Annotated in this window: 20 protein-coding genes; 3 read left to right on the forward strand and 17 right to left on the reverse strand. The window is 47.1% G+C overall.

All coding sequences use genetic code 11. The features are described from left to right. Window positions 1–8: 8 nt before the first annotated feature. The 15 genes from coaE to dnaE all read right to left on the reverse strand — a co-directional run bounded on the left by coaE (window position 9) and on the right by dnaE (window position 19,635). A complete protein-coding gene (gene coaE, locus KNO91_RS06430) occupies window positions 9–614 on the reverse strand; it encodes a dephospho-CoA kinase (protein WP_214817057.1) in 606 nt (201 codons plus the stop codon). Window positions 615–626: 12 nt separating this feature from the next. Further along, on the reverse strand, window positions 627–1,454 hold the full coding sequence (gene mutM, locus KNO91_RS06435; protein WP_214817059.1) for a bifunctional DNA-formamidopyrimidine glycosylase/DNA-(apurinic or apyrimidinic site) lyase: 828 nt from the start codon (window positions 1,452–1,454) through the stop codon (window positions 627–629). Between the two features lie 21 nt (window positions 1,455–1,475). Beyond that, a complete protein-coding gene (polA, locus tag KNO91_RS06440; protein ID WP_214817062.1) occupies window positions 1,476–4,070 on the reverse strand; it encodes a DNA polymerase I in 2,595 nt (864 codons plus the stop codon). A 230-nt stretch (window positions 4,071–4,300) separates the two neighbouring features. Continuing rightward, complete coding sequence (gene pnpS, locus KNO91_RS06445) at window positions 4,301–6,028, reverse strand: two-component system histidine kinase PnpS (protein ID WP_214817065.1); 1,728 nt, start codon at window positions 6,026–6,028, stop codon at window positions 4,301–4,303. After that, entirely contained in the window at window positions 6,025–6,726 is a 702-nt protein-coding gene (locus tag KNO91_RS06450) for a response regulator transcription factor (protein WP_074033421.1), read from the reverse strand. The genes pnpS and KNO91_RS06450 overlap by 4 nt, the downstream gene beginning before the upstream one ends. A 182-nt stretch (window positions 6,727–6,908) precedes the next feature. Then, window positions 6,909–7,841 carry a malate dehydrogenase gene (gene mdh, locus KNO91_RS06455; RefSeq protein WP_214746459.1) on the reverse strand — a complete coding sequence of 311 codons (933 nt, stop codon included), beginning with the start codon at window positions 7,839–7,841 and terminating at the stop codon, window positions 6,909–6,911. A gap of 37 nt (window positions 7,842–7,878) precedes the next feature. Continuing rightward, complete coding sequence (gene icd, locus KNO91_RS06460) at window positions 7,879–9,147, reverse strand: NADP-dependent isocitrate dehydrogenase (RefSeq protein ID WP_214789804.1); 1,269 nt, start codon at window positions 9,145–9,147, stop codon at window positions 7,879–7,881. A gap of 99 nt (window positions 9,148–9,246) precedes the next feature. Next, complete coding sequence (gene citZ / locus KNO91_RS06465) at window positions 9,247–10,359, reverse strand: citrate synthase (protein WP_214787305.1); 1,113 nt, start codon at window positions 10,357–10,359, stop codon at window positions 9,247–9,249. 185 nt (window positions 10,360–10,544) lie between these two features. Further along, complete coding sequence (locus KNO91_RS06470; RefSeq protein ID WP_214817069.1) at window positions 10,545–11,009, reverse strand: DUF441 domain-containing protein; 465 nt, start codon at window positions 11,007–11,009, stop codon at window positions 10,545–10,547. 67 nt (window positions 11,010–11,076) lie between these two features. Beyond that, entirely contained in the window at window positions 11,077–12,819 is a 1,743-nt protein-coding gene (gene pyk, locus KNO91_RS06475) for a pyruvate kinase (RefSeq protein ID WP_214782199.1), read from the reverse strand. A 90-nt stretch (window positions 12,820–12,909) separates the two neighbouring features. Next, a complete protein-coding gene (gene pfkA / locus KNO91_RS06480; RefSeq protein WP_214817072.1) occupies window positions 12,910–13,878 on the reverse strand; it encodes a 6-phosphofructokinase in 969 nt (322 codons plus the stop codon). A gap of 160 nt (window positions 13,879–14,038) precedes the next feature. Beyond that, a complete protein-coding gene (locus KNO91_RS06485; RefSeq protein WP_371816645.1) occupies window positions 14,039–14,974 on the reverse strand; it encodes an acetyl-CoA carboxylase carboxyltransferase subunit alpha in 936 nt (311 codons plus the stop codon). Beyond that, the gene (gene accD / locus KNO91_RS06490; RefSeq protein WP_214787295.1) at window positions 14,967–15,821 is read right to left on the reverse strand and encodes an acetyl-CoA carboxylase, carboxyltransferase subunit beta; all 855 of its coding nucleotides are present in this window, start codon (window positions 15,819–15,821) and stop codon (window positions 14,967–14,969) included. The genes KNO91_RS06485 and accD overlap by 8 nt, the downstream gene beginning before the upstream one ends. A 14-nt stretch (window positions 15,822–15,835) precedes the next feature. After that, window positions 15,836–16,390: a FadR/GntR family transcriptional regulator gene (locus tag KNO91_RS06495; RefSeq protein ID WP_214787293.1), complete on the reverse strand. Its 555-nt coding sequence runs from the start codon at window positions 16,388–16,390 to the stop codon at window positions 15,836–15,838. 77 nt (window positions 16,391–16,467) lie between these two features. Next, window positions 16,468–19,635 carry a DNA polymerase III subunit alpha gene (dnaE, locus tag KNO91_RS06500; protein WP_214817075.1) on the reverse strand — a complete coding sequence of 1,056 codons (3,168 nt, stop codon included), beginning with the start codon at window positions 19,633–19,635 and terminating at the stop codon, window positions 16,468–16,470. Window positions 19,636–19,738: 103 nt separating this feature from the next. Here dnaE and KNO91_RS06505 point away from each other — a divergent pair, with 103 nt between their 5' ends. Further along, window positions 19,739–19,930, forward strand: coding sequence for a YtzJ family protein (locus KNO91_RS06505; protein ID WP_214787290.1), 192 nt, complete (start codon window positions 19,739–19,741; stop codon window positions 19,928–19,930). A 16-nt stretch (window positions 19,931–19,946) separates the two neighbouring features. Here KNO91_RS06505 and KNO91_RS06510 read toward each other — a convergent pair whose 3' ends face one another. Further along, entirely contained in the window at window positions 19,947–20,915 is a 969-nt protein-coding gene (locus tag KNO91_RS06510) for a DHH family phosphoesterase (RefSeq protein WP_214787288.1), read from the reverse strand. 75 nt (window positions 20,916–20,990) lie between these two features. Between KNO91_RS06510 and KNO91_RS06515 the strand changes: the two genes are divergently transcribed. Continuing rightward, window positions 20,991–21,305, forward strand: coding sequence for a YtpI family protein (locus KNO91_RS06515; protein WP_074033432.1), 315 nt, complete (start codon window positions 20,991–20,993; stop codon window positions 21,303–21,305). 40 nt (window positions 21,306–21,345) lie between these two features. On the opposite strand, the gene KNO91_RS06520 is transcribed toward KNO91_RS06515, so the two are convergent. Continuing rightward, the gene (locus tag KNO91_RS06520; RefSeq protein WP_074033433.1) at window positions 21,346–22,656 is read right to left on the reverse strand and encodes a DRTGG domain-containing protein; all 1,311 of its coding nucleotides are present in this window, start codon (window positions 22,654–22,656) and stop codon (window positions 21,346–21,348) included. A gap of 165 nt (window positions 22,657–22,821) precedes the next feature. On the opposite strand from KNO91_RS06520, the gene KNO91_RS06525 reads away from it, so the two are divergent. Next, window positions 22,822–23,919 carry a M24 family metallopeptidase gene (locus tag KNO91_RS06525; RefSeq protein WP_214787285.1) on the forward strand — a complete coding sequence of 366 codons (1,098 nt, stop codon included), beginning with the start codon at window positions 22,822–22,824 and terminating at the stop codon, window positions 23,917–23,919. Window positions 23,920–23,948 lie beyond the last annotated feature (29 nt).

The following is a 23,948-nucleotide window of genomic DNA, read 5'->3' on the forward strand; positions in this document are numbered from 1 at the left end:
GGCGATTATTATTCGCCTTCTTTTTCTATGGCTTTAAATTGTTCGACTAAGCGTTCGATTTGCGGGGGTAAATCCCCGAGTGACCCGTTGTTATTGACGAGAAAATCGGCCTGATGCTTTTTCTCCTCAATCGGGATTTGAGAATGGATGCGTGCGAGCGCCTCTTCTTTCGTCAATCCATTCCGTTCCATGAGACGCATCAATTGAATCTCTTCGCGGCAATAGACGACGACAGAATAATCGACGAGATCGAGCATTGTCCCTTCAAATAAGAGCGGAATATCAAAAATGACGACAGACTCCCCGGCCGCTTCATGTGAACGCATCTGCTCCTTCATCTCTTCACGTATCGCTGGATGCATCAACTGGTTTAACTGTTGTCGCTTCGTCTCATCATGAAAGATTTCGCGCCCTAATGCGGGACGGTTTAAGACATCACCGTTAAAACATTTTGGAAATGCCGTTTTTACACCCTCTATCGCCTTTCCACCGGGTTCGACTACCTTCCTCGCAATCAAATCGGCATCGATAATCGGGATCCCTCTTTCCCGAAATAGTCGAGACACCGTGGACTTCCCGGTTGCAATCCCACCCGTCAATCCAATCTTCAACATAACGCCCACTCCTTAACGTTGTTGACAGCGTGGACAATAATGCGTGCCACGCCCGCCTAATTTCATCTTTTCGATTTCCTGTCCGCAGCGACGGCACGGCCCACCCGCTTGTCCGTATACATAAAGCGTCTCTTGAAACGTTCCCGTAGCGCCGTCTGGGTTTGTATAACTACGAATTGTACTTCCCCCACGTTCAATCGCCTCACTCAGTACAGCGACCGCTTCCACGCGTACACGTTCTACTTCCTCACGTGTCAAACTAGCCGCTGGTCGTGTTGGATGCACGCCGGCGCGAAACAGTGTTTCATCCACATAAATGTTCCCTAATCCGACGAAGATCGATTGATCGAGTAGTGCCGTCTTGATGGCACGCGTCTTCATCCGTTCTAAACGTCGATGCAACGCTTCCGCTGTCACACGTTCGTCAAACGGTTCGAACGCAAGTAGCGAAAGGGGAGGTGTCGTGTGAACCGTTTCATTCGTCCGCAACTCCATCGTACCAAATTTACGCACGTCGTTATAATGTAACGTCGATTGATCCGTGAAGTTGATGACGACATGTGTATGTTTGGCCGGTTCTGTAATTGTCTCATAAGGGAAGAATTTCCCTTCCATGCGGAGATGGGAGACAAGATACCCGTTTGTTAATTTGAATAAGATAAATTTCCCACGACGTTCCACATCCGTGATGGTCTCTCCAATCAAGTGGTGTACCCATTCATCAGGCTCATGTCCCCGAATGATTTTAGGGTCGAGCACATCGACGGACTGAATCGTCTTTCCGGAAACGGCAGGTCGCAATCTACGACAAACCGTTTCGACTTCTGGTAATTCTGGCATACTGACTTCCTTTCTATCCTCTTATTTCGTATCGAACCATGTTGTTCCCACGGCTCCGTCCGCGCGTAACGGTACATCGAGTGTCACCGTATGTTCCATCGCATCTGTCACCAATTTTTCTAATGCTTCCATCTCTTCTGCCGGCCCTTCAAAAATCAGTTCATCATGAACTTGTAGCAACAGTTTGGATTGAAGATGTGACGATTGAAGAGCGTGATCGACGTCAATCATCGCTTTTTTGATGATATCAGCTGCCGTTCCTTGAATCGGAGTATTGATGGCTGTACGCTCGGCAAATCCTCGCAAGTTAAAATTACGAGAATGGATATCCGGGATGTTTCGCCGGCGTTTTAACATCGTCTCGACGAAACCATGTTCACGAGCCCGTTCAATCGCGGCATCCATGAACGTCTTCACTCCTGGGAACTGCTCAAAGTACGTATCGATGAAGGTTTGCGCTTCTTTTCGCGTGATTCCTAGATTTTGCGAAAGGCCGTAATCACTGATTCCATAAATGATTCCAAAGTTGACCGCTTTCGCCTGGCGCCGCATGAGGGAAGTGACTTCTTCATTTGCGACTTTGAAGACGTTCGCCGCCGTCGAGGTATGGATATCCTCATCGTGTAAGAAAGCAGCCATCATTTTCTCGTCTTGTGACATATGCGCCATAATCCGTAGTTCAATCTGCGAGTAATCGACCGCATAAAGGACCCAGCCAGGTTCGCTTGCGGTGAACGCCTTACGGATACGACGTCCTTCCTCTAATCGAATCGGGATGTTTTGTAAGTTCGGATTGACTGACGAGAGTCGCCCGGTTTGCGTCAACGTCTGCGTGTATCGAGTGTGAATCTTGCCGTCTTCTTTCACAACTTTCTGTAACCCTTCTACATACGTCGACTGCAATTTACCAAGTTCGCGATAGTGCATGATTTTCTCGATGATTGGATGAAGCGGTGCCAACTTTTCAAGGACATCCGCTGCGGTCGAGTATCCCGTCTTTGTCTTTTTCACAGGAGGTAGCGCTAATTTTTCAAATAGGACAACCCCTAGCTGTTTTGGCGAATTGATGTTGAACGGTTCCCCGGCCAATTCATGAATCGTCACCTCAAGTGCGGTTAGACGCTCTCGAAGATCTGTCTCCATATGCTGAAGTGTCTCAACATTTACATGAATACCTGCCCACTCCATCTCAGCCAACACCGAGACGAGCGGTTTTTCGAGCGCCTCATACAGTTCCGTCTGCTCGTTTTCTTTCAGTTCTGAAACGACCCGTTCGAATAACGTCAAAATCGCATGTGCTTTTTCAGCGAGATGCGTATGGAACACATTCTCTTCCGGCACTTTGATTTTTGCACCTTTCCCATAGACCGTTTCATCTTCTTCAAGAGGGTATGCGAAATGAGAAGCAATCGAGCTGAGTGACGTTCCACCAGATAAGTTCAATAAGTAGCCAGCAACGAGTAAATCTTCATAACCGCGAAGGGATAGCTGTTGGCGTTTCAACTGAATGATTGTCTGTTTGGCATCGAGACAAATGGTCGTCCTGGATTCATCTTCAATCCATTCTTTGACTCGTTCATCTTGTAGCAGCGTCACATCGCCAATCGTCACACCACGATCTGATGCGATCGCAACCCCGACGATAGTCTCTTCAAAATAATCGTCGTGCAACTGCTCAAGAAACAGAACGGCCCGCGACAAATCTTGATCAGAAAGGTCGATGGTCGGTCGTACTTCTTTTTCAACCGTTTCTTCTGTAGAGCTGTCCGACAGTTTGCCAATCAAGGATTTGAATTGAAGTTCCATGAACAGGGGCTTCACGGCGGAAGCGTCATACGGCTTGAACACGAGGTCGTCGACGGTTACATCAAGCGGGACGTCCGTATAAATGGTCGCCAATTGTTTTGACATTTTTGCTTCCCGCTCATTCGCCTCTACCTTCTCTTTTTGTTTTCCTTTTAGCTCATCTGTATGTTCATATAGGGCTTCGACGGTACCATACGTAGAAATCAGCTTGAGTGCCGTCTTTTCACCCACCCCCGGTATTCCAGGGATGTTATCCGATTTATCCCCCATCAGTCCTTTTAAATCGATCATCTGAATCGGTTGCAGTCCTTCATAACGTTCTTGGAATGCCGTCTCGTTCATTTTTTCGACATCGGTGATGCCTCGCTTCGTCAAGTAGACGGTCACGCGATCGTTGATGAGTTGCAATAAATCTTTATCTCCCGTTACTATCGTCACTTGATCAAACGATGCATCTTTTGAGAGCGTACCGATGATATCATCTGCCTCATATTGATCGAGCTCTAAGACAGAGATGCCAAAGGCCCGACAGACGTCGCGCACGAGGGGGAATTGTTCTCGTAATTCTCCAGGCGTTTTTTGACGCCCACCTTTGTACTCGGCAAACGTATCATGACGGAACGTCTTCTTTGATGCATCGAACGCAACAGCGAAATGCGTCGGTTGCTCGTCCTCCATCAATTTCAACAACATCATCGTAAAACCATACACCGCGTTCGTATTTCGACCTGACGCGTCCGACATCGGAGGCAGTGCAAAAAACGCACGATATGTTAAGGAATTTCCATCTAGGACTAGTAGTTTATTCATTCAATCGACCTCCATTCTTCTCTTCGTCCATCATACCATACGGGTACATGCGTTCGAAAAAAAAGACCCTTTTCTACGAATAGAAAAGGGCCAAATTCTCGACCGCGTGGAGATGAGCACCGATCGAGTCACGAGATGATGAAGAGGTCTCATCCATAGAATAACAAGGTTTTGTAAAGCAAATATGAATGAAATAGCAAGGTTTTGTAAAGTGAATGCAACCTGGAAAATTAATCCCTCGGGAACGTGATTGTGAACGTCGTCCCTTTCCCTTCGACACTATCGACATCGATTGATGCATGATGCAAATCAATGATGTGTTTCACGATGGCAAGACCAAGACCTGTCCCCCCTGAATTTCGACTTCTCGCTTTGTCGACACGATAGAATCGTTCAAAGATGCGACTCACTTCTTTTTCAGCGATCCCGATTCCATTGTCTTTCACTCGTAACTTGTATGCGTCCCCCTCCGCTTCGACAGAAATCTCAACGCGACTTCCTTCAGGAGAATAATTAATAGCGTTTGCGACAAGGTTCATGATGACTTGTTTCATACGGTTCAAGTCAGCTTGCAAGACAGCAGTCCCATGATGCTTGGCTTCTAGCTGAATTGACTTCTTGCTCGCTTTCTGACTGAGCAGGAGACATACTTCATCGACGAGCTGGTTCAAATCGACAGAGACCAGTTCCATCTGGAAATCATCACGTTCTAATCTCGACAGCTCAAGCAAATCTTCAACAAGCATCTGCATCCGCGTCGCCTCTTTTTGAATGATGTCTAAAAACTGGTCTCGGAGTTCAGGCACTTCTTTTGCACCGTCGAGAAGTGTCTCACTAAATCCACGAATGGACGTGAGTGGGGTCTTCAGTTCATGACTGACGTTCGCGACAAAGTCTTTCCGCATCTTCTCGAGTCGCTTCAACTCCGTGATATCGTTGAATAAAAGCGTGGTACCACGAAGCATTCCGGTATCACTGAAAATCGGCGCAGCAGATACCATATACGTCTTCTGATTAAAGCCGGTTCGAATCGACAGTTGACGGCGATGGACTTCTTCCGTCAAATAAACATCCTCAATCAGGGACTCGACGTCAGGACTCGGTAGAATCCCATGATAAAATTGTCCAATCGACAAGTCATCATATTGGAACATCTCCCGATACGATTGGTTGACTAACGTGACGATGCCTCGCTCGTCCACGAGAAGAAGACCAGCCCCCATATATTCAATCAGCGATTCGAGTCTCGCCCGCTGAACCGATTCTCCAAGTGAGATTGACTCCAGGTTTCTGGCGAGGACATTGATCGACCCCGCCAGACTGCCGGTCTCTTCATCGTTTCTCAGTTCATAAACACGAGCCCGGTAATTCCCATCCGCCAGCTCCCGTAAGACGATCGTCGCCTCATCGATCGGTCGGATGAATTGGTTCGTCAAATGTTGAAGGACGAACAAAATGATGAAAAATGAAAAGAATAGCGCCAGTGCAATCGTCAGCCAGATTCGATCATACACCCCTTCAAGGTCGGACACGTAACGAATGAACGTCAAGTAGACCGTTTCGCCTGTTGCTAGTTCGATTGGTTTTGTAAACTGAATCAGTTCGTCCTCATCCGCTTCACCGAACGTCCCTTCATCGGGTACTAGACTCGGTTCAATTTTATAATCGATTGATCCGACACGAAATGGAGTCCCGGCGATGACTTCCATCCTGCTGTTGAGTAGTAAAATGTCAAAGCTACTCCCATCATCGATTTGACCGACATACTCGCGAATCTCGTCTAGCTCTCCTCCTTCAAGATACAAGGCGGCCAGCTGAGCATCCTCTTTTAAGCGGTCTCGCTCAGAATCTAAATAAAAATCTTTGAACAGCTGACCGAGTACGATGCCAAGTGTCAGGAGGACGCCCGTGACGAGTAGGATGAGCGTCGTCATGAATCTAGAGCGATACGTCTTCATTCCGAAGTCGGCTCCTCCATTTTATAGCCGAGTCCACGAATCGTCTTGATGTACGTCGGTTTCTTCGTGACAGGTTCGATTTTTTCACGAAGGTGACTGATATGGACATCGACGATTCGCGTATCACCGACAAAATCATAATTCCAAATAGCCGATAGCAATTGATCTCGAGTGAGCACACGCCCTTTATTTTTTGCCAAGTAGGCTAACAACTCGAATTCTTTCGGTGTCAATTCGAGGCGTTCGCCTTGCTTGAACACTTCGTAATTAGAGGCGACAATTTTAACGTCACCGATTTGAATGACATCTTCTTCGACCGCAGTCTCTTGTGGGGCAGAGCGTCTTAAAATCGCTTTGACACGTGCCACGACTTCGCGTGGACTGAACGGCTTCGTCAAATAATCGTCTGCACCGAGCTCAAGACCGAGTACCTTATCAAACTCATCGTCTTTTGCTGTCAGCATCAAAATTGGCGTATTGACTTTTTGTTGACGCAGTCGTTTACACACTTCAAGTCCATCCATTTCCGGAAGCATCAAGTCGAGCACGATTAAGACGGCATCTTTCTTTTCAGCCAATTCCAATCCGGTTTTTCCATCATGCGCAGTCTCCACCTCGAAACCAGCTTGTTCTAAATTAAATTTTAATAACGTCGCAATCGATACTTCATCATCGACAACAATTACTTTATCAGCCACACTACTTCCTCCTCTTGATCCATCAAATGTCACTCTCTATTTTACAAATCAAAGCTTGAAACGACCAACCTCAAAGCAAATCTTTACAAAAACAAAACAAATCCACTTTTAGTGTAGCACGCCCCACTAGATGGAAACCGCAAAAAAAGTGCTTCCCACAAGATTGCAGGAAGCACTTTTACTTATAAGACGCCCAATACGGAGCGAACAGAGTCTGCAGATCGCGAAAGCGCCGCTTTCTCTTCATCCGTCAAATCGAGCTCGAGTACTTGCTCGATGCCATGTTTTCCAAGAATGGTCGGAACACCTAGATACAAATCGTTAAATCCATACTCGCCTTCTAAATAAGCAATAGCAGGTAAGATTCGACGTTGATCCTTTAAAATCGCCTCAACCATTTCTACGATTGCAGCAGCTGGCGCATAATACGCTGATCCATCACCTAACAGTTGGACGATTTCACCGCCACCTTTTCGTGTCCGCTCGACGATTTGCTCGATTCGCTCATGTGGTATGAGTTTTTCAAGCGGGATACCACCGGCGTATGAATAACGCACGAGAGGCACCATATCGTCGCCATGTCCACCAAGAACGAATCCAGATACATCTTTGACAGAAACGTTTAATTCTTGTGCGACAAACGTTCGAAAACGAGCCGTATCCAGCACACCAGATTGTCCGATGACGCGTTCTTTCGGGAAACCCGATTCTTTGAACGCCGCATAGGTCATCGCATCTACCGGGTTCGTCAAGACAATCAAAATCGCTTCCGGCGAATAGCGAGCGATTTCTTTGACGACGGAACGCATCACGTTCGCGTTCGTCGCAACGAGATCATCTCGACTCATTCCAGGCTTACGCGCGATTCCCGCAGTGATGACGACGATATCCGAATCAGCCGTATCTGCGTAATCTGATGTTCCGGTAATCCAAGCGTCAAACCCTTGGATTGGTGCTGTTTCTTGCATGTCGAGCGCTTTCCCTTTCGTCGGTCCAACTTTTTCTTCCATATCGAGTAGGACGACATCCCCTAGCTCACGTTGAGCCAGATACAGTGCAGTAGTTGCACCGGTGAAGCCACTTCCAATTACAGAAATTTTGTTTCGACGAATCATGAGCTCTCCCCCTCAATTGGCGACTTATTCGTATGACTTACATATTTTTGATCAATTCATCCGCAAATTCAGAGCACTTCACTTCTGTTGCGCCGTCCATGAGACGTGCGAAGTCATAAGTGACAACTTTCGAAGCGATTGACTTCTCCATCGAGTTGATAATGAGGTCAGCCGCTTCGTTCCAGTTCATGTGACGAAGCATCATCTCACCTGAAAGGATGACTGAAGATGGGTTTACTTTATCAAGACCCGCATATTTCGGAGCTGTACCGTGTGTCGCTTCGAAGATTGCATGTCCTGTGATGTAGTTGATGTTCGCACCAGGTGCAATCCCGATTCCACCTACTTGTGCAGCAAGTGCGTCTGAGATGTAGTCACCGTTCAAGTTCATTGTCGCAACGACATCGAACTCACGTGGACGAGTCAAGATTTGCTGGAGGAAGATATCAGCGATTGAATCTTTGACGATGATTTTGCCTTCAGCTTCAGCTTTCGACTGAGCTTCGTTCGCAGCTGCTTCACCAGACTCATCTTTGATGCGATCGTATTGTGCCCATGTGAACACTTTGTCGCCGTATTCCGCTTCAGCAAGTGCATAACCCCAGTTTTTGAATGCACCTTCTGTGTATTTCATGATATTCCCTTTGTGTACGAGCGTGACCGATTTACGGTTATTATCAATTGCGTACTCAATTGCAGCACGGACAAGACGCTCAGTTCCTTCAGAAGAAACTGGCTTGATGCCGATTCCTGAAGTCTCTGGGAAACGAATCTTGTTCACGTTCATCTCATCTTGCAAGAATTTGATGAGTTTTTTCACTTCGTCGCTTCCTGAAGCGTACTCAATTCCTGCATAGATATCTTCTGTATTCTCACGGAAGATGACCATGTCTGTGTCTTCAGGACGTTTTACTGGTGATGGAACACCTGTGAAGTAACGAACTGGGCGAAGGCATGTGTATAAGTCGAGCTCTTGACGAAGTGCAACGTTCAATGAACGGATTCCACCACCGACCGGTGTCGTAAGCGGTCCTTTGATGGCAATCAAGTACTCACGAATTTGATCGAGTGTTTCTGCCGGGAGCCACTCACCTTTTTCGTTATAAGCTTTCTCACCAGCGTATACTTCCATCCATTCGATTTTCTTTTCGCCGCCGTATGCTTTTTCAACCGCAGCGTCAAATACACGAACAGCCGCATTCCAAATATCAGGTCCTGTGCCGTCACCGATAATAAATGGTACCGTCGGAACGTTTGGTACGTTCAATACACCGTTTTCAACTGTAATTTTTTGTCCTTGTGTCAACATAATGAATCCCCCTAAGTACATTACTGTAGGTCGACGCGTACGCCGACCTACGTCACTTGTTAGTTTACCAAACTTTTGTCTAAAATGTGTCTCGAATTAACGTTCGCTTACAGGAACATATTTACGGCTTGTTTCACCGACATATTCCGCGCGTGGACGAATCAAACGGTTGTCCGCATATTGCTCGAGAATGTGCGCAATCCAGCCAGACATCCGTGATACGGCGAAAATTGGTGTGAAGAGATCTTCTTCAAGACCGAGCGCATAGTATGTTGATGCCGAGTAAAAGTCGACATTTGGTTTCAATCCTTTTTCCGTCTCGACGAGATGATCGATTTTCTCTGACATCTCATACCATTTCGGCTCGCCGATTTGAGCAGTCAACTGACGACTCATTTCTTTCAAGTGTTTCGCACGTGGGTCGCCGTCCTTATAGACGCGGTGACCAAAGCCCATGATTTTCTCTTTGCGTTCGAATTTGCCACGTACATATTCTTCGACGCGGTCGACCGTGTCGATTTCATGGAGCATTTTCATAACTGCTTCGTTCGCACCACCGTGAAGTGGCCCTTTGAGTGCTCCCATCGCTGCCGTCACACCAGAATACATATCAGAGAGCGTCGCCACACAGACACGCGCTGTGAACGTCGAAGCGTTCAACTCATGGTCTGCATGGAGGATGAGCGCCTTATCGATTGTCTTTTCTGCGACTTCGCTTGGTTCCTCACCATTCAACATGTATAAGAAGTTTGCTGCATAAGAGAGACCTGGCTTCGGCGCAACAGGTTGCTCTCCTTTACGAAGACGCGCGAATGCCGTCACGATTGTAGCAACTTGAGCTTGAAGACGGATTGCTTTACGCATGTTTGCCTCGTCACTCATATCTTCAGATTCTTCATCATAGAGAGCAAGCTGCGAGAGCGCCGTGCGAATCGTCGCCATTGCATTGGCTGATTTTGGTGCACGTGCTAACGTATCAATCACTTCTTCTGGCAACGTCGCTTCTTTAACGAGTGCCTCCGAAAGCGATTTCAATTCTTCTGCATTTGGTAAGCGGTCATTCCATAATAAAAATACAACTTCTTCAAATGTGGCATGGTCCGCTAAATCATCAATGGTGTATCCTCCATAAGTCAATTGTCCGTCAATAATTGAGCTGACTTTTGAGGCTGCTGCCACAATACCTTCTAACCCTTTTGTCGTTGACATTCATAACTCCCCCTCAGTCTTGTTTGAAAGTGGTCGACCGTAAAAACAGTCTATGTGTAGGGAATAAGGATACGGGACGGGCTTTTCCCCTGCATTCACCCAGTCTCCGTTTACCCTGTCCTTTATATAGTATAAACAATTTATTGCAAAAAAGAAATGTAAGCGGCTTCAGTTGTCAGAAAATATCAAAACCATTTTTCAACGACTTGATATCCACCTAAAATCAAGGCCGCGATTCCAGCTCCTACAAGTGGTCCGACAGGTATCCCTTTCATGAATCCGACCGCTAGAATCGTGCCTGCGAGAAGCGCCGTCGTGACGACGGGGTCCACGCGCATCAATTGAACACCTTGTCCAGCCGCGATTGCTACAAACATTCCTGATGCAAATGCGACAATCCCGACAGGTCCTTTAATACTATTCCACAATTCTTTAAAACCGATATCTCCGGTTGCAATCGGTACGAGAACGGCGATTGTAATAATCGTCACACCCCAGCTGATTCCTTTTGCTGCGAGTGTCGGAAATAATTGATCACCGAAACCAATCGCTTTAATGATTAGCAAAACACTACTTGCAATAATGACAGATTGATTATTTGAAATGACACCGATTAACACGAGCATCAATAAAAAAAGATATGCACTCATACGTGTTCCTTTCTTCGAACGGAAAAAGAACCGACCTTTGAAGAAGGCCGGTTCGATTGTCGTTCAATTATGCGTTGTAGATTTTACCTGTGAGTGGGTCGATTGAAATCATCTGACCGTCACGAAGTGAAGTTGTAGCTGTATCCACACCTACGATGACTGGCTTACGAAGTGATGGTCCAACGATTCCAGCATGGCTTGTCAATCCACCGTCTTCAGTGATGATTCCAGCCGCTTTTTCGATAGCAGGCATCATTTCTTTATCTGTGAATGGTGCGACGAGAATCATGCCGTCTTTCGCTTTTGCGTTTGCTTCTTCCGCATTTTTCGCGACAACGACTTCTCCGACCACACCGCGCTCGCCGATTCCACGTCCGTCCGCGAGAGCGTGACCGACGATATGAACTTTCATCATGTTCGTCGTACCAGCTGTCGCTGCAGGGATACCAGCCGAGATGACAACGAGGTCACCGTCAGTGACGAATCCAGCATGACGAGCTGCTTCAGATGCTTGAACCAACATTTCATCCGTGTTGTTCGGCATCGTCTCAGCAACGATTGGGTATACACCCCAAACGAGGTTCAATTGACGTGCAACGCGCTCAGATTCAGTGACCGCGATGATGTTCGCTTCCGGACGGTATTTTGCCGTACGAGCCGCTGTGTATCCTGATTGTGTTGGTGTCAAGATTGCTTTGGCGTTCAAGTTGATTGCTGTGTGGGCAACCGCTTGTGAGATTGCATCCGTTACCGTATGCTCACTACGCTTCTGACGATCTTTTAACAAGTTCTTGTAGTCGAGCATGCGCTCTGTACGCTCTGCGATAGCAGCTTGCATTTGAACTGACTCGATTGGGTAGTCCCCTGCTGCTGTCTCACCAGAAAGCATGACTGCATCTGTTCCGTCCAAGATAGCGTTCGCTACGTCAGATGCTTCCGCACGTGTCGGACGTGGGTTACGTTGCATCGAATCGAGCATTTGTGTTGCAGTGATGACTGGCTTACCGAGGTCATTACACTTCTTGATGAGTTCTTTTTGAACAGGTGTGACTTCTTCCGTCGGGATCTCGATACCGAGGTCACCACGGGCAACCATCAAGCCGTCAGAAATCGCCAAGATTTCTTCGATGTTATCCACACCTTCTTGGTTCTCGATTTTCGGATAGATCTTGATGTGTGACGCGTTATGCTTTTCAAGCAATTGACGAATTTCTACAACGTCAGACGCACGACGTACGAATGATGCTGCGATGACGTCGATGTCTTGCGAGATACCGAACTCGATGTCTGCGATATCTTTGTCTGTGAGGGCAGGAAGGTTTACCTTGACGTTTGGCAAGTTAACACCTTTCTTCGTCTTGATGATTCCTTCGTTTTCAATCACACAACGGAGGTCGCGGTTCGGAAGTTTCTCCACGACACGGAGTCCGATGAGACCGTCGTCGAGCATGATGTGTGAACCGACTTCTACATCTTCGTAAAGACCTTCATACGTCACAGAGAAACGATCTTTCGTTCCAACGATTTCTTCGCTTGAAACGATTGTAACTTCTTTCCCTTTTTCAAGAAGAGCTTTTCCATCTTCAAACGTATGTGTACGGATTTCTGGACCTTTCGTGTCAAGAAGTACTGTGACTACTTTTCCAGCTGCTTTCGCCGCTTCACGGATGTCACGGATACGTGCGCCATGCTCTTCATAGTCACCGTGTGAGAAGTTGAGACGGGCAACGTTCATTCCAGCTTCAATCATTTCAGGAAGACGCTTCTCAGAAGCCGGTCCAATCGTACATACAATTTTCGTTCTACGCATAATATAAAAACCTCCTAGGGGATATAGTGCAACTTACATGCAGAAAACGGGGGGCCGTAGACCTGATCCCGTCTCTGCAACTTACTTCGTTTAAATCGACAATTGGTTGACGAGGTCAATCAATTGCATATCGATCGTGTGCTTGTTGTTGTCGAGCGCCTCATCGATATCAAGATCCATCATCTGGTTATTACGGATCCCGACAACGCGGCCCGCTTTCCCTTCGAGAAGAATCTCAACAGCATAAGCACCCATACGACTTGCAAGTACACGGTCTGCAGCAGTTGGGGAACCACCACGTTGAATGTGTCCGAGAATTGTAACACGTGTCTCCGAGTTCGTCTTCTCAGCAATCAATTTACCGATTTCTTCGGCACTTCCAGCACCTTCAGCAACGATGACGATCGAGTGCTTCTTACCGCGCGCAATCCCGTGATTGATTCGTTCCACGATCGCGTTCAATTCTTCTGGGCGTTCTGGGACAAGAATCGACTCCGCGCCACCAGCGAGACCAGAATAAAGTGCGATATCACCAGCATCGCGACCCATTACTTCAATCACATATGTGCGTTCATGAGATGAAGCTGTGTCGCGAATTTTGTCGATTGCGTCAAGCGCCGTGTTGAGCGCTGTGTCGAAACCGATTGTCGCGTCCGTTCCCGGAATATCGTTATCAATCGTACCAGGAAGGCCGATTGTTGGGAATCCGAGTTCCGTCAATTTTTGAGCTCCGCGATAAGAGCCGTCTCCACCGATGACCACAAGGGCATCGATATTGAACTTCCTCAACTGTTCTACTGCTTTCGCGCGTCCTTCTTCTGTTCTGAATTCAGGACAGCGTGCAGAGCGAAGGAACGTACCTCCACGTTGAATGATGTCGCCGACTGATCCAAGGTTTAATTCGACTAAATCACCTTCGATTAATCCTTGGTAGCCGTTATACACACCGTACACTTCAAGACCTTCGAAAATCGCTTTTCGGGTCACGGCACGGACAGCAGCGTTCATTCCAGGAGCGTCTCCTCCGCTCGTTAATACCGCAATACGTTTTAAATTCACGTCACTCACCTCTTATGTGTTTTAACGAAATCTGAAAATAAAATACCATGTCTGACCTTTGTTTTACAACACAAGTATGTGAAAAAAATGCATAGGGTATCTCAAAAAGCAGTCACTTGATGAATGAATAATGCTATATTCAAAGCCATTGTTACCGTTTTCACTCACTAATTGTGCCAATTTGATGATATTTGGTCGCACGTCCTTGAATGAGCTGAGAAGTCGTCAGATCGAGCAACTCGTTCATATGCTGTAGTAATACAGGTTTCAAGAGTGATGACTGTAATGAGACATCAACGTGAGCACCGCCATATACTTCCCCTACAACTTCATCCACAATCCCTAAGTTGAATAAATCTTGTGCCGTAATTTTCATCGTTTCTGCTGCGCGTTCTGCTTGTTTGGCGTCCTTCCACAAAAGTGCCGCTGCACCTTCTGGAGAGATGACCGAGTACGTACTATTCTCAAGCATCAATAACCGGTCGCAAACACCAATTCCTAGCGCGCCACCAGAACCGCCTTCTCCGATGACGACAGATACAATCGGTACTTTTAATGTCGCCATCTCAAACAAGTTTCGAGCAATCGCTTCACTTTGACCTCTCTCCTCAGCGGCTTTCCCTGGATAAGCCCCTTTCGTGTCAATGAATGTCAAAATCGGACGGTTAAACTTCTCAGCCTGCTTCATGAAACGCAATGCTTTTCGGTATCCCTCCGGGTGTGGCATCCCAAAATTTCGCTTCATGTTCTCTTTCGTATTTCGACCACGCTGATGTCCGATGATGGTCACCGGAACACCTTCAAATGTCGCAAGTCCCGATACAATCGCCGCATCATCATATCCGTGTCGATCGCCATGGAGTTCCATGAAATCTGGGAACATATGATGAATGTAATCGAGTGTTGTCGGGCGTTTCGGGTTTCGCGCCAATTGTACGCGGTCCCACGGTTTCATATTCCCATAAATATCTTTTTCTAATCGGTCGAGCTTCAACTCAAGGTGACGGATCTCACGTGATAGATCAATCCCTTTTGTTTCGGCTGTTTCACGTAATTTATTTAATTGTTCGGTCACTTCTTTGATTGGGTCAAACATGATGAACACCCCCATCGTGTAATCCGATCATTTTCTTCAAGAACGAACGCATCTGTTCACGATGGATGACCGCATCCAATTGGCCAGACTCGAGTAAGAACTCTGCTGTCTGGAAGTTTTCTGGAAGTTTTTCTCGAATCGTCTGTTCAATGATTCGTCTTCCGGCAAATCCAATAAGCGCACCAGGTTCCGCGACGTTTAAGTCACCGAGCATCGCAAAACTTGCTGAAACTCCACCCGTCGTCGGATGCGTCAAGTAGGCGATATAGAGAAGCCCAGCTTCATCGTGTTCTTTTAATGCGATCGACGTGTTCGCCATCTGCATTAAGCTGACCATCCCTTCTTGCATCCGTGCGCCACCTGATGCGGTGAATAAGACGACCGGTAGACGAAGTGACGTCGCTCGGCGAACAGCAGAAGCAATCGCTTCTCCTACGTAAGCGCCCATCGATCCCATTCGGAATCGAGCATCCATCACACAAACGACGAGTGGTAGTCCATCGATCGTCGCCTTTCCACAAACGACCGCCTCTTCAATTCCTGTCCGCTCACGGTCTTTACTCAACTTTTCTTCATAGTCAGGGAAGTCGAGCGGATTCGCTTTGACGGAAGGTCCGGCAAAACGTTCAAATGAGCCTTCATCAACAAGCATGTCAATACGCTCCTGAGCATGAAGTGGAAAATGATAGCCACAGTCACACACTTTATGGTTTTCGTTCAACTGTTTTGTATAATGCATATATTTACAAGATGGACATTTCGTCATTAATCCCTGTGGTGCGTCAATTTTTGGCTCTCTTTGACGCAATGGCATATATCGTTTTGGTTTCTTGAAAAAAGCAGTCATCGCTTCCCCCTCGTTCATTCCGGCATCCCCATTCCACGCCACGTCTCGACAAAACGCTTCCGTTCATCAAGCGTATATAAATCCCCAACATCCAGCCCTTCAAAAAATCGGTTCACTTCGCTCCAAATCCGAATGAACAAGTCATTCTCCAATTGAAAAATGAGTCGCTGTCGAAACGTTCGATCATCTTCAATCACTGCCTCTAATTGAGTCAGTCGCTCATCTGTCGGTTTGATTTCTGAAAATGCCATACGCTCTAACAATTTGAGCATCTCGACGATATCGGTCGCTTTCGTCTGTTTCGTCACAATAAACTCCGACAGGATTTCGATGTAGCGATGTCGGTCTTGTTCACATAAGAAGGTGCCGCCACCGCGCCTTGTCTCGACAATCCCTAAGAAGCTCAACGCGCGTAACGCCTCCCGGACAGAAGCACGACTAATCGATAGTGTTTCAGCAAGTTCACGTTCGGATGGAAGGCGATCTCCTGGAACCAATGAAGATTGGACAATTAATTTTCGTATCTTTGAAATATTTTCGTGAAATGAGGATGCGTGTTTTTCATGCATCTGACCGTTCAACTCCCTTTTTTGGATCACTTATCATACTTAAGTGGTCAGACCAATTAGTGCGATTATATCACTTTTTAGGACTTGGTACTAGTTTCTGGACCAACCATTTTCATATCGATTCGTTTTAAGATGACATTTTCTTCCCCAAATCGTTTCTTCGCTACTGCCACATATTCCTCGCTCGGATTGATTGAAAAAGCAGATGCCAATTGTTTCACTTCTTTCGAGTCTGTGAATCGACAGATGACCGGAACGTCTCCTTGAGCGCGCTGAATCCATTCTTCGAGTTCAGGGAAACGATCTAACGTGAGCCTCACAAACAAGGCCTGTCCATGCAACGGACGTACCCGTTCGACAATCAATTGTTTCCGTCCATCTCGTTCGTTCGAATGAACCTCAAGCAATAGAATGTTACCGACGTAAAGGGATCGTCCAAATTGAGCGAACGTTCGCGGAAAGACGACGACTTCTTCTTGCGTCACGCCATCGTCCACCATCATGACACCCATCCGTTCTTGTTTCTTCGTCATAAACGTACGCACGTCATCCACATAAACGACTAAATATCCGTCAGTCCCGTTCATGACGTCTTCAATCGTGGAAGGCTCAATCCCTACGTCAGGAATCGTCGTCAACGGAGAATGGACGACCCATGTCCCGAGCGCTTCCCGTTCTTCTTCGGACCAGTTCGGTTCTTTCGCTTTTTTCTGTTTGAGCCCGAGTGACGACAGTTCATCAGGCAAGAAGTGTGTGCCAGCCTCTTCCCGTAAACGTTCGACTGCTTCAAAAGCACTCGTTCGGTCGCCATGATACATCCGGTCGAGTGCCCCGGCACCAAGTAAACGTCTCAACTTCAGTTGATCTTTATTCTTCCATTCCATCGCTTCTTGAAGAGTTCTGACGTCTTTCAGTTGTCCATTTAGCTCAACAAGTCTTTCGACGTCTCGTTTCGTCAGTCCTTGGATTGCTTTTAGACCGAGTCGCACACCCGGTCCTTCTAATGTCGCTTCGGTATGACCGTGCAACACGTCTGGCGGATACACGGGGATTTTATCTTTCCGCAACAGTCTTACGAGTTGACTCGTCTTTTCTGAAGTCACCACATGAAAGACACGTGGATAATGTGCTTTGACATACGCCAGTCGATAACTAATTAAACTATAAGCGACCGCATGGGAACGGTTGAATCCGTACCCTGCGAACTTTTCAATCCAAGAGAATATTTGCGATAGGACATTGCGATCATTCCCTTCGGATTGACGCAAAAATCGTTCTCGTTCCCGTTCAATCGTACTGGTGTCTTTTTTTGCAATCGCCCGTCTGATCAAATCCGCCTCAGCATATGAATATCCACCGAGTTTCCGTAGAAGACGCATGACCTGCTCCTGATAGACGAGTACTCCATACGTCGACTTCATGATCTCCTCAACGTCCGGGTGAATTGGTTGATAAGGCATCCCATGTTTTCGCTTCGCATACGTTTCGATAAACTGCATCGGCCCTGGTCGATAGAGCGACATCGTCACGACGATGTCTTCAAACTCCGTCGGCTTGACTTGACGCAGCGCCTGTTTCATACCTGACGACTCAAACTGAAAGATTCCGTCCGTATCCCCTCTCGCTAATAGTCGATATGTTCGAGCGTCATGTAATGGAATGGTCTTCAGTGAGAACATCGCATCGGTTTCACGGACCAACTCCTCCATTTGACGAAGGCGACTCAAGTTCCGTAGACCAAGCAAATCGATTTTGAGTAGACCGATTTCTTCCAAATCCTTCATATTATATTGTGTCACATGCTCATCAAGTTCTGGCTGGAGCGGGGTCACTTCTTCAATCGGTTGACGACTGAGTACGATCCCTGCAGCGTGAACGGACGATTGACGCGGCAATCCTTCTAACTGTTTCGCAATCCGAATCAACTGTTGACGCTTTTGGCTACCGGCGAACCATTTCATCTGCTTCGGATTTGCCATCAATTCGTCTAAGCCACCAGACTTCACTTGTTTGCTTGCGGCTTGCCCTTCTTCTAACGTCATCCCGAGCGCTCTAGCGACGTCACGAATCGCTGCCTTTGCCCCGAACGTTGCGAGTGTCCCGATTTGTGCCGCATGAGCTTCCCCGTATTTTGATAAGACGTACGAAACGACTTCTTCCCGGCGCTCATCCTCGAAGTCCAAATCAATATCCGGCATCGAGACACGTTCGGGATTCAGAAACCGTTCGAACAGTAGTCCATAACGAACCGGGTCAACTTCTGTAATGTGAAGCGCAAAACTGACGAGGGAACCTGCCGCTGAACCCCGACCCGGACCAACTTCAATCCCAGACTCACGGGCGAATCGGATGATGTCTTCGACAATCAAGAAATACGATGAAAATCCAGTCTTGGCGATGACATCTAGCTCGAACTTTGCTCGGTCGATATACGGTTCTTTCACGAGTTCCATCATCTTCAATCGCTCGCCGACGAGCCGCTTTAATTTTTGATCTGCATCTGGTAACTCTGGAATCGCACCTTCCGCTTGCGGAAGATGGTCGAGCTGAATCATTGTCTCGAATCGTTCAAGTTCGGCTAGTTCTTCGGCTGTGAACCAGTCGTTCATCTCGCTCGGAAGGCGGACATGCAACCCTTTTTGACGAACATCCTCTTCTGACATCACATCCCCTTCTCGAATGGCGGAGATCGCACGGAATCCTTCTACATCTTCTGGGCGCATATACCTCGTTTCAGGTACCGGAATCAACTGGACATCGAGTTCCTCCTTCATCAGGCGGAGTTGCTTCGACAATTGTACTTGTTCTGTCGTCTGAGGTGCCGGGAGGCCAAGCCATAGTCTGTCCTCATCTACAAATGACAGTAGTTGATGATACAGACGACGTCGGTGGACCGGGTCGCTCGCTTTCCAGTTTTCAGGTAGGACAATGAGAGGCATCGTCGTGCGTCCGTCAATCCCCCCTGTCTTGATGATTCGATATTGCTCTTTTAGTTCCGTCTCGTTCGATGCATAAGCAAGCACCGATACGTCGAGACCATCTAGTCGAAGGACGGTTCGCAGCCCAACGAGCGGTTTTACCCCATATCGCTTGCAGTATGTCAGAAACGACGGGACACCATAAAACGCATCGTCCGCAATCGCGACCGCGCGGCTCCCCCGCTCCGTCATCTGCATTACATATTGTTCTAGTCGAATCGTGCTTTGTAGTAAACTATAAGCAGTCCTGACATTAAGATGAATCATCTTAGACCTCCTCTCTATATTACTGGAATTGTCAAACTCAATTCCCCACTTCTCTGATACAATAATTATAGACAAAACTCACGATAAAAGGGGGCAAAAGCGTATGATTATCAATCGGGGACAAATTGCGCGCGATAAGTTGGAAAAATTACAGAACGGTCAAACCGTATTTGCGGACAGTCCAGAAATCATTGACCGACTTCGAAAGTACATTGCAGAATACCAACTAGATGTCGTCGAGGACGTGACCGACCGTGGCACGTGGTTTATTCCAAAAGAAAACGGAGACAAATGAAGAGAGCTGACCGCGGTCAGCTCTCTTCATTTTCTTCAAACGTGAATTCCCCTGCCACTTCATTTAAAGCAGCAATCACGTCATCCATTTCTTCCCACGTATCAATCGTAGCGCCTGATGCCATCGGATGGCCGCCTCCACGGTAGCGCTTCGCCACTTCATTGATTACAGGGCCTTTCGACCGAATCCGGACACGAATCTCTTCTTTGTTTTCGACGAACATGACCCAACATTTTAATCCTTCTAGCCCAGAGAAGCTGTTGACGAGTTGCGATGCCGCTTCCGGGGATGCATGGAACGTTCGGAGCACATCTTTATCAATCTTTACGTAGCCGACGCCTTCTTCCGTAACGTTAACGTGTTGTAATACATATCCCTGTAACTGAAGCGTTGCCAAATTGGTTTTATACATGTGTCGGTACAGCTTGTTCGTATCGATGCCTTTGTCAATCAATCTCGAAGCAATCTCAAACGTGCGAGCCGTGGCATTACGGAACTGGAAGCGCCCCGTGTCACCGACGATACCGGCATATAATAAGAAGGCCGCTTCTTGATCAATCGGATAATCCCAAATGTTCGCTAATTCCACAATCATCTCGGACGTCGAACTGACCGTGGTGTCCACGATTTGTGTCATCGCATACGGGTCTTCATCAGGGTGATGGTCGATTTTAATGATTGTTTTTCCTTTTAGCGCATACGGTCCATCGATTCGTTCCTGATTCGCTGTATCTAGAATCAAAACGAGCGCATCCTTATACATTTCTTCCTCGACGTGTTCCATCTTCCCTAAAAATTCAAGGTCGGGTACCATACCGCCGACTACATAGATCTTTTTATCTGGATGAACCGACTTTAAAATACGTTGGAGCCCGAGCTGACTCCCCAATGCATCAGGGTCTGGTCTGACATGTCGGTGAATAAAAATGGTGTCAGCCGCCTCGATTTCTGTTTTGATTGAATCCGCTTTCTGCCATGCCCACATGATGATTCCTCACTTTCTTACACACTATTATGGTATGATGATAACAGATTACGAGAAAGAAAGGGGTTCCTTCACTTGCAACTTGTCATGATTGGACTCATTTTGTTCGCGCTCGGAGCGTACCTTGTCTTCAAGCGTCGTGCTTTTTTGACAAAGACGCCAAACCGTAAAGCTTTGTTCAATACACAAGCTTTAATCTGGTTAAGTTTATTCCTCGCGCTGTTTGCCGCGAACCAAATGGTTGGTGGATTCGGGCTGAATTCATCGGTCGGTTGGATTGTCAGCATCGTCATGTTGGTCGTTGGCTTAGGTAACGCGGTCGTTGGATTTATCCGTTATCGGAAAATCTATCCGCTCGCCGCAGAAGAACCGACGAATACACCTTCATAAACAAGAGCACCCGCTACTCATGTAGCGGATGCTCTTTTCGTTACCGATCAATCAACTGTGCCGTGACAAGCGCCTTAGCGACAAGTTGTGTACCTTGTGTCATTTCCACATCAACTTTCCCGAACTTTCGTCCGAGGTCAAAGACGTTCGCCGACACTCGAATCTGACTCTCGATTTGAATCGGTTTCATGAAATAAACAGTGATGTTCTCGACCACTAAATCCCCTTTTTTCATATGACGCAGACTTCGCGTCGCTCCTTCGACTAATAGAGTCGTCAATACACCGGATGACGCAGTTCCCATATGGCTCGTCATTTGCGGTGCGACCTCGACAGTAAACGCGGTACCGTTCGATGCAGGATCTTCTTTTAATTGATTCGTGATCATATTGTCGAACGTTTCACCGACTTGAGGCTGACGATTCGCGAGTTGTAGCGCCTTCAATACATCCTGACGACTGATGATTCCGAGCAAACGCCCATAATTATCGACGACTGGGAGCATCTCGATGCCCTCCCACACCATTTGGTGCGCAGCGTTCGTTACGCTCGTCTGAACCCCGACCGTGATTGGACTCTTTGTCATAACTTTTTCGATATCGTAGTCATGAGATTTATCGATGACGTCCTTCGCCGTGATTACCCCGACTACTTTCATCTGTTCATCGATGACCGGATAACGATTGTGTTTCGTACGTTCATTCAATTCGTGCCAACGTTTTACAGTGTCATCCGATTTCAAATAAAACGTGTCGTGAAGCGGGATGACGATGTCCGAAACGAGAAGAATTTCTTTTTTGATGAGACGGTCATAGATTGCTCGGTTAATCATCGTTGCGACGGTAAAGCTATCATAAGAAGTGGAAATGACAGGCATATCGTACTTATCCGCCATTCGTTTCACTTCATCCGTCGTATCAAATCCACCAGTGATCAACACGGCCCCCCCGGATTGCAAGACGAGTTCATGCGCCTTTTCGCGGTTCCCGATGATGACGAGCGAGTCGACATCGATATAACGCATCATCGCTTCCAGTTTCATGGCTCCAATGACAAATTTAGATAACGTCTTGTGCAAGCCGTTCCGTCCGCCCAACACTTGCCCATCAACAATATTGACGACTTCGGCAAATGTCAGTTTCTCAATATTCTCTTTTTGTTTACGCTTGATTCGAATCGTCCCTACACGTTCGATGGTAGAGACAAAGCCCAGGTTCTCAGCTTCCTTGATGGCCCGATAAGCCGTACCTTCTGATACAGCCAACTCTTTGGCGATTTGGCGGACCGAAATTTTTGACCCAACATCGAGTGACTCGATATGTGCTATGATCTGTTCATGTTTTGTGGTCATACGCGGAGTCCCTTCTCTCAATACATTTTCTACTCTTTTTAGTATACTGTATCAGTCAAACTTGTTCAAACTGTACTAATCAAATTGCAACATTTCCTTTCTGTTTTCGAAACAGCTATAATAGACGAGTAGTCAACGTAAGAGTGAGAAGGGAAGGGATTCATCTTGAATCAACGCACCAATCAAATTGCACAATCTCTAGCGACGAAAGGATTAGACGCGGCATTTGTCACGTCAAAGGCATCTGTATTTTACTTCTCGGGAGTATACGCAGAAGCACATGAACGACTAATCGCCATTCTAGTCCTAAAGAACGGGACAACTGCCATTATTTGTCCTGCCCTAGAAAAGGGAATTGTCGAATCAAGTGAGTGGACAGGTGAAATCGTGACATACATGGACCACGAGAATCCATGGGATAAAATCGTTAAGTTGTTCCTCGATAATCAAATCGTTCCTGAGCGCATCGGCATCGAAGGTGAGCATTTGACATTCAATCGTGTCGAACAGCTCCGCGCCGGTTTTGCCGGATTGACGATTATCGATTTGACAGACGAACTTCAAACATTACGCATGATCAAATCACCAGATGAAGTTCGTACGATGAAACGTGCCGCTGAACTCGCAGACATGGCAATCGAAGCCGGTATTCGTTCACTCCGCGAAGGCGTGACCGAACTCGAGGTCATCGCGGATATCGAATATGCGATGAAGCAACAAGGCGTTCGGGAAATGTCATTTGATACACTCGTATTGTTCGGTGAAAACAGCGCCGACCCACATGGTGTACCAGGCAACAATCGTTTGAAGAAAGGTGATTTCGCCCTCTTCGACCTTGGTGTCGTCTGGCAAGGATATTGCTCGGACATTACTCGAACGGTCGTCTTCGGTGAGGCGAGTACGAAACAACGCGAAATTTACGAAACGGTGCTACAGGCAGAAGAAGCAGCCATTGAGATGGCAAACGTCGGTACGACGCTTGGAGCGATTGATATCGCAGCCCGTCAAGTCATCACGTCTGCTGGATACGGCGAGTACTTCACGCACCGTATCGGTCATGGAATCGGAATCGAAGTTCATGAACATCCATCCATGGCGGCGAACAATGACATGACAGCTCAAGTCGGGATGACGTTTACGGTCGAACCAGGTATTTATCTACCGGGTGTCGGTGGTGTCCGTATCGAAGATGACCTCGTCATGACAGAGAGCGGTCCGATCACGTTGACGAGCTATCCGAAAACACTTCAAGAGATTCAATAAGAAAAAGGTGGGGTCCAATTTAGGATCCC

This window comes from Exiguobacterium sp. s59 (assembly GCF_018617475.1).
Taxonomy (GTDB): Bacteria; Bacillota; Bacilli; order Exiguobacteriales; family Exiguobacteriaceae; genus Exiguobacterium; species Exiguobacterium aestuarii.

Excerpts from the sequence above, each read along its gene's own strand:
- coaE (WP_214817057.1), bottom strand. The coding sequence starts at position 614 with ATGTTGAAGATTGGATTGACGGGTGGGATTGCAACCGGGAAGTCCACG.
- mutM (WP_214817059.1), bottom strand. The coding sequence starts at position 1,454 with ATGCCAGAATTACCAGAAGTCGAAACGGTTTGTCGTAGATTGCGACCT.
- polA (WP_214817062.1), bottom strand. The coding sequence starts at position 4,070 with ATGAATAAACTACTAGTCCTAGATGGAAATTCCTTAACATATCGTGCG.
- pnpS (WP_214817065.1), bottom strand. The coding sequence starts at position 6,028 with ATGAAGACGTATCGCTCTAGATTCATGACGACGCTCATCCTACTCGTC.
- mdh (WP_214746459.1), bottom strand. The coding sequence starts at position 7,841 with ATGATTCGTCGAAACAAAATTTCTGTAATTGGAAGTGGCTTCACCGGT.
- citZ (WP_214787305.1), bottom strand. The coding sequence starts at position 10,359 with ATGTCAACGACAAAAGGGTTAGAAGGTATTGTGGCAGCAGCCTCAAAA.
- KNO91_RS06470 (WP_214817069.1), bottom strand. The coding sequence starts at position 11,009 with ATGAGTGCATATCTTTTTTTATTGATGCTCGTGTTAATCGGTGTCATT.
- pyk (WP_214782199.1), bottom strand. The coding sequence starts at position 12,819 with ATGCGTAGAACGAAAATTGTATGTACGATTGGACCGGCTTCTGAGAAG.
- KNO91_RS06485 (WP_371816645.1), bottom strand. The coding sequence starts at position 14,974 with ATGTTTGACCCAATCAAAGAAGTGACCGAACAATTAAATAAATTACGT.
- accD (WP_214787295.1), bottom strand. The coding sequence starts at position 15,821 with ATGACTGCTTTTTTCAAGAAACCAAAACGATATATGCCATTGCGTCAA.
- KNO91_RS06495 (WP_214787293.1), bottom strand. The coding sequence starts at position 16,390 with ATGCATGAAAAACACGCATCCTCATTTCACGAAAATATTTCAAAGATA.
- dnaE (WP_214817075.1), bottom strand. The coding sequence starts at position 19,635 with ATGATTCATCTTAATGTCAGGACTGCTTATAGTTTACTACAAAGCACG.
- KNO91_RS06505 (WP_214787290.1), top strand. The coding sequence starts at position 19,739 with ATGATTATCAATCGGGGACAAATTGCGCGCGATAAGTTGGAAAAATTA.
- KNO91_RS06510 (WP_214787288.1), bottom strand. The coding sequence starts at position 20,915 with ATGTGGGCATGGCAGAAAGCGGATTCAATCAAAACAGAAATCGAGGCG.
- KNO91_RS06520 (WP_074033433.1), bottom strand. The coding sequence starts at position 22,656 with ATGACCACAAAACATGAACAGATCATAGCACATATCGAGTCACTCGAT.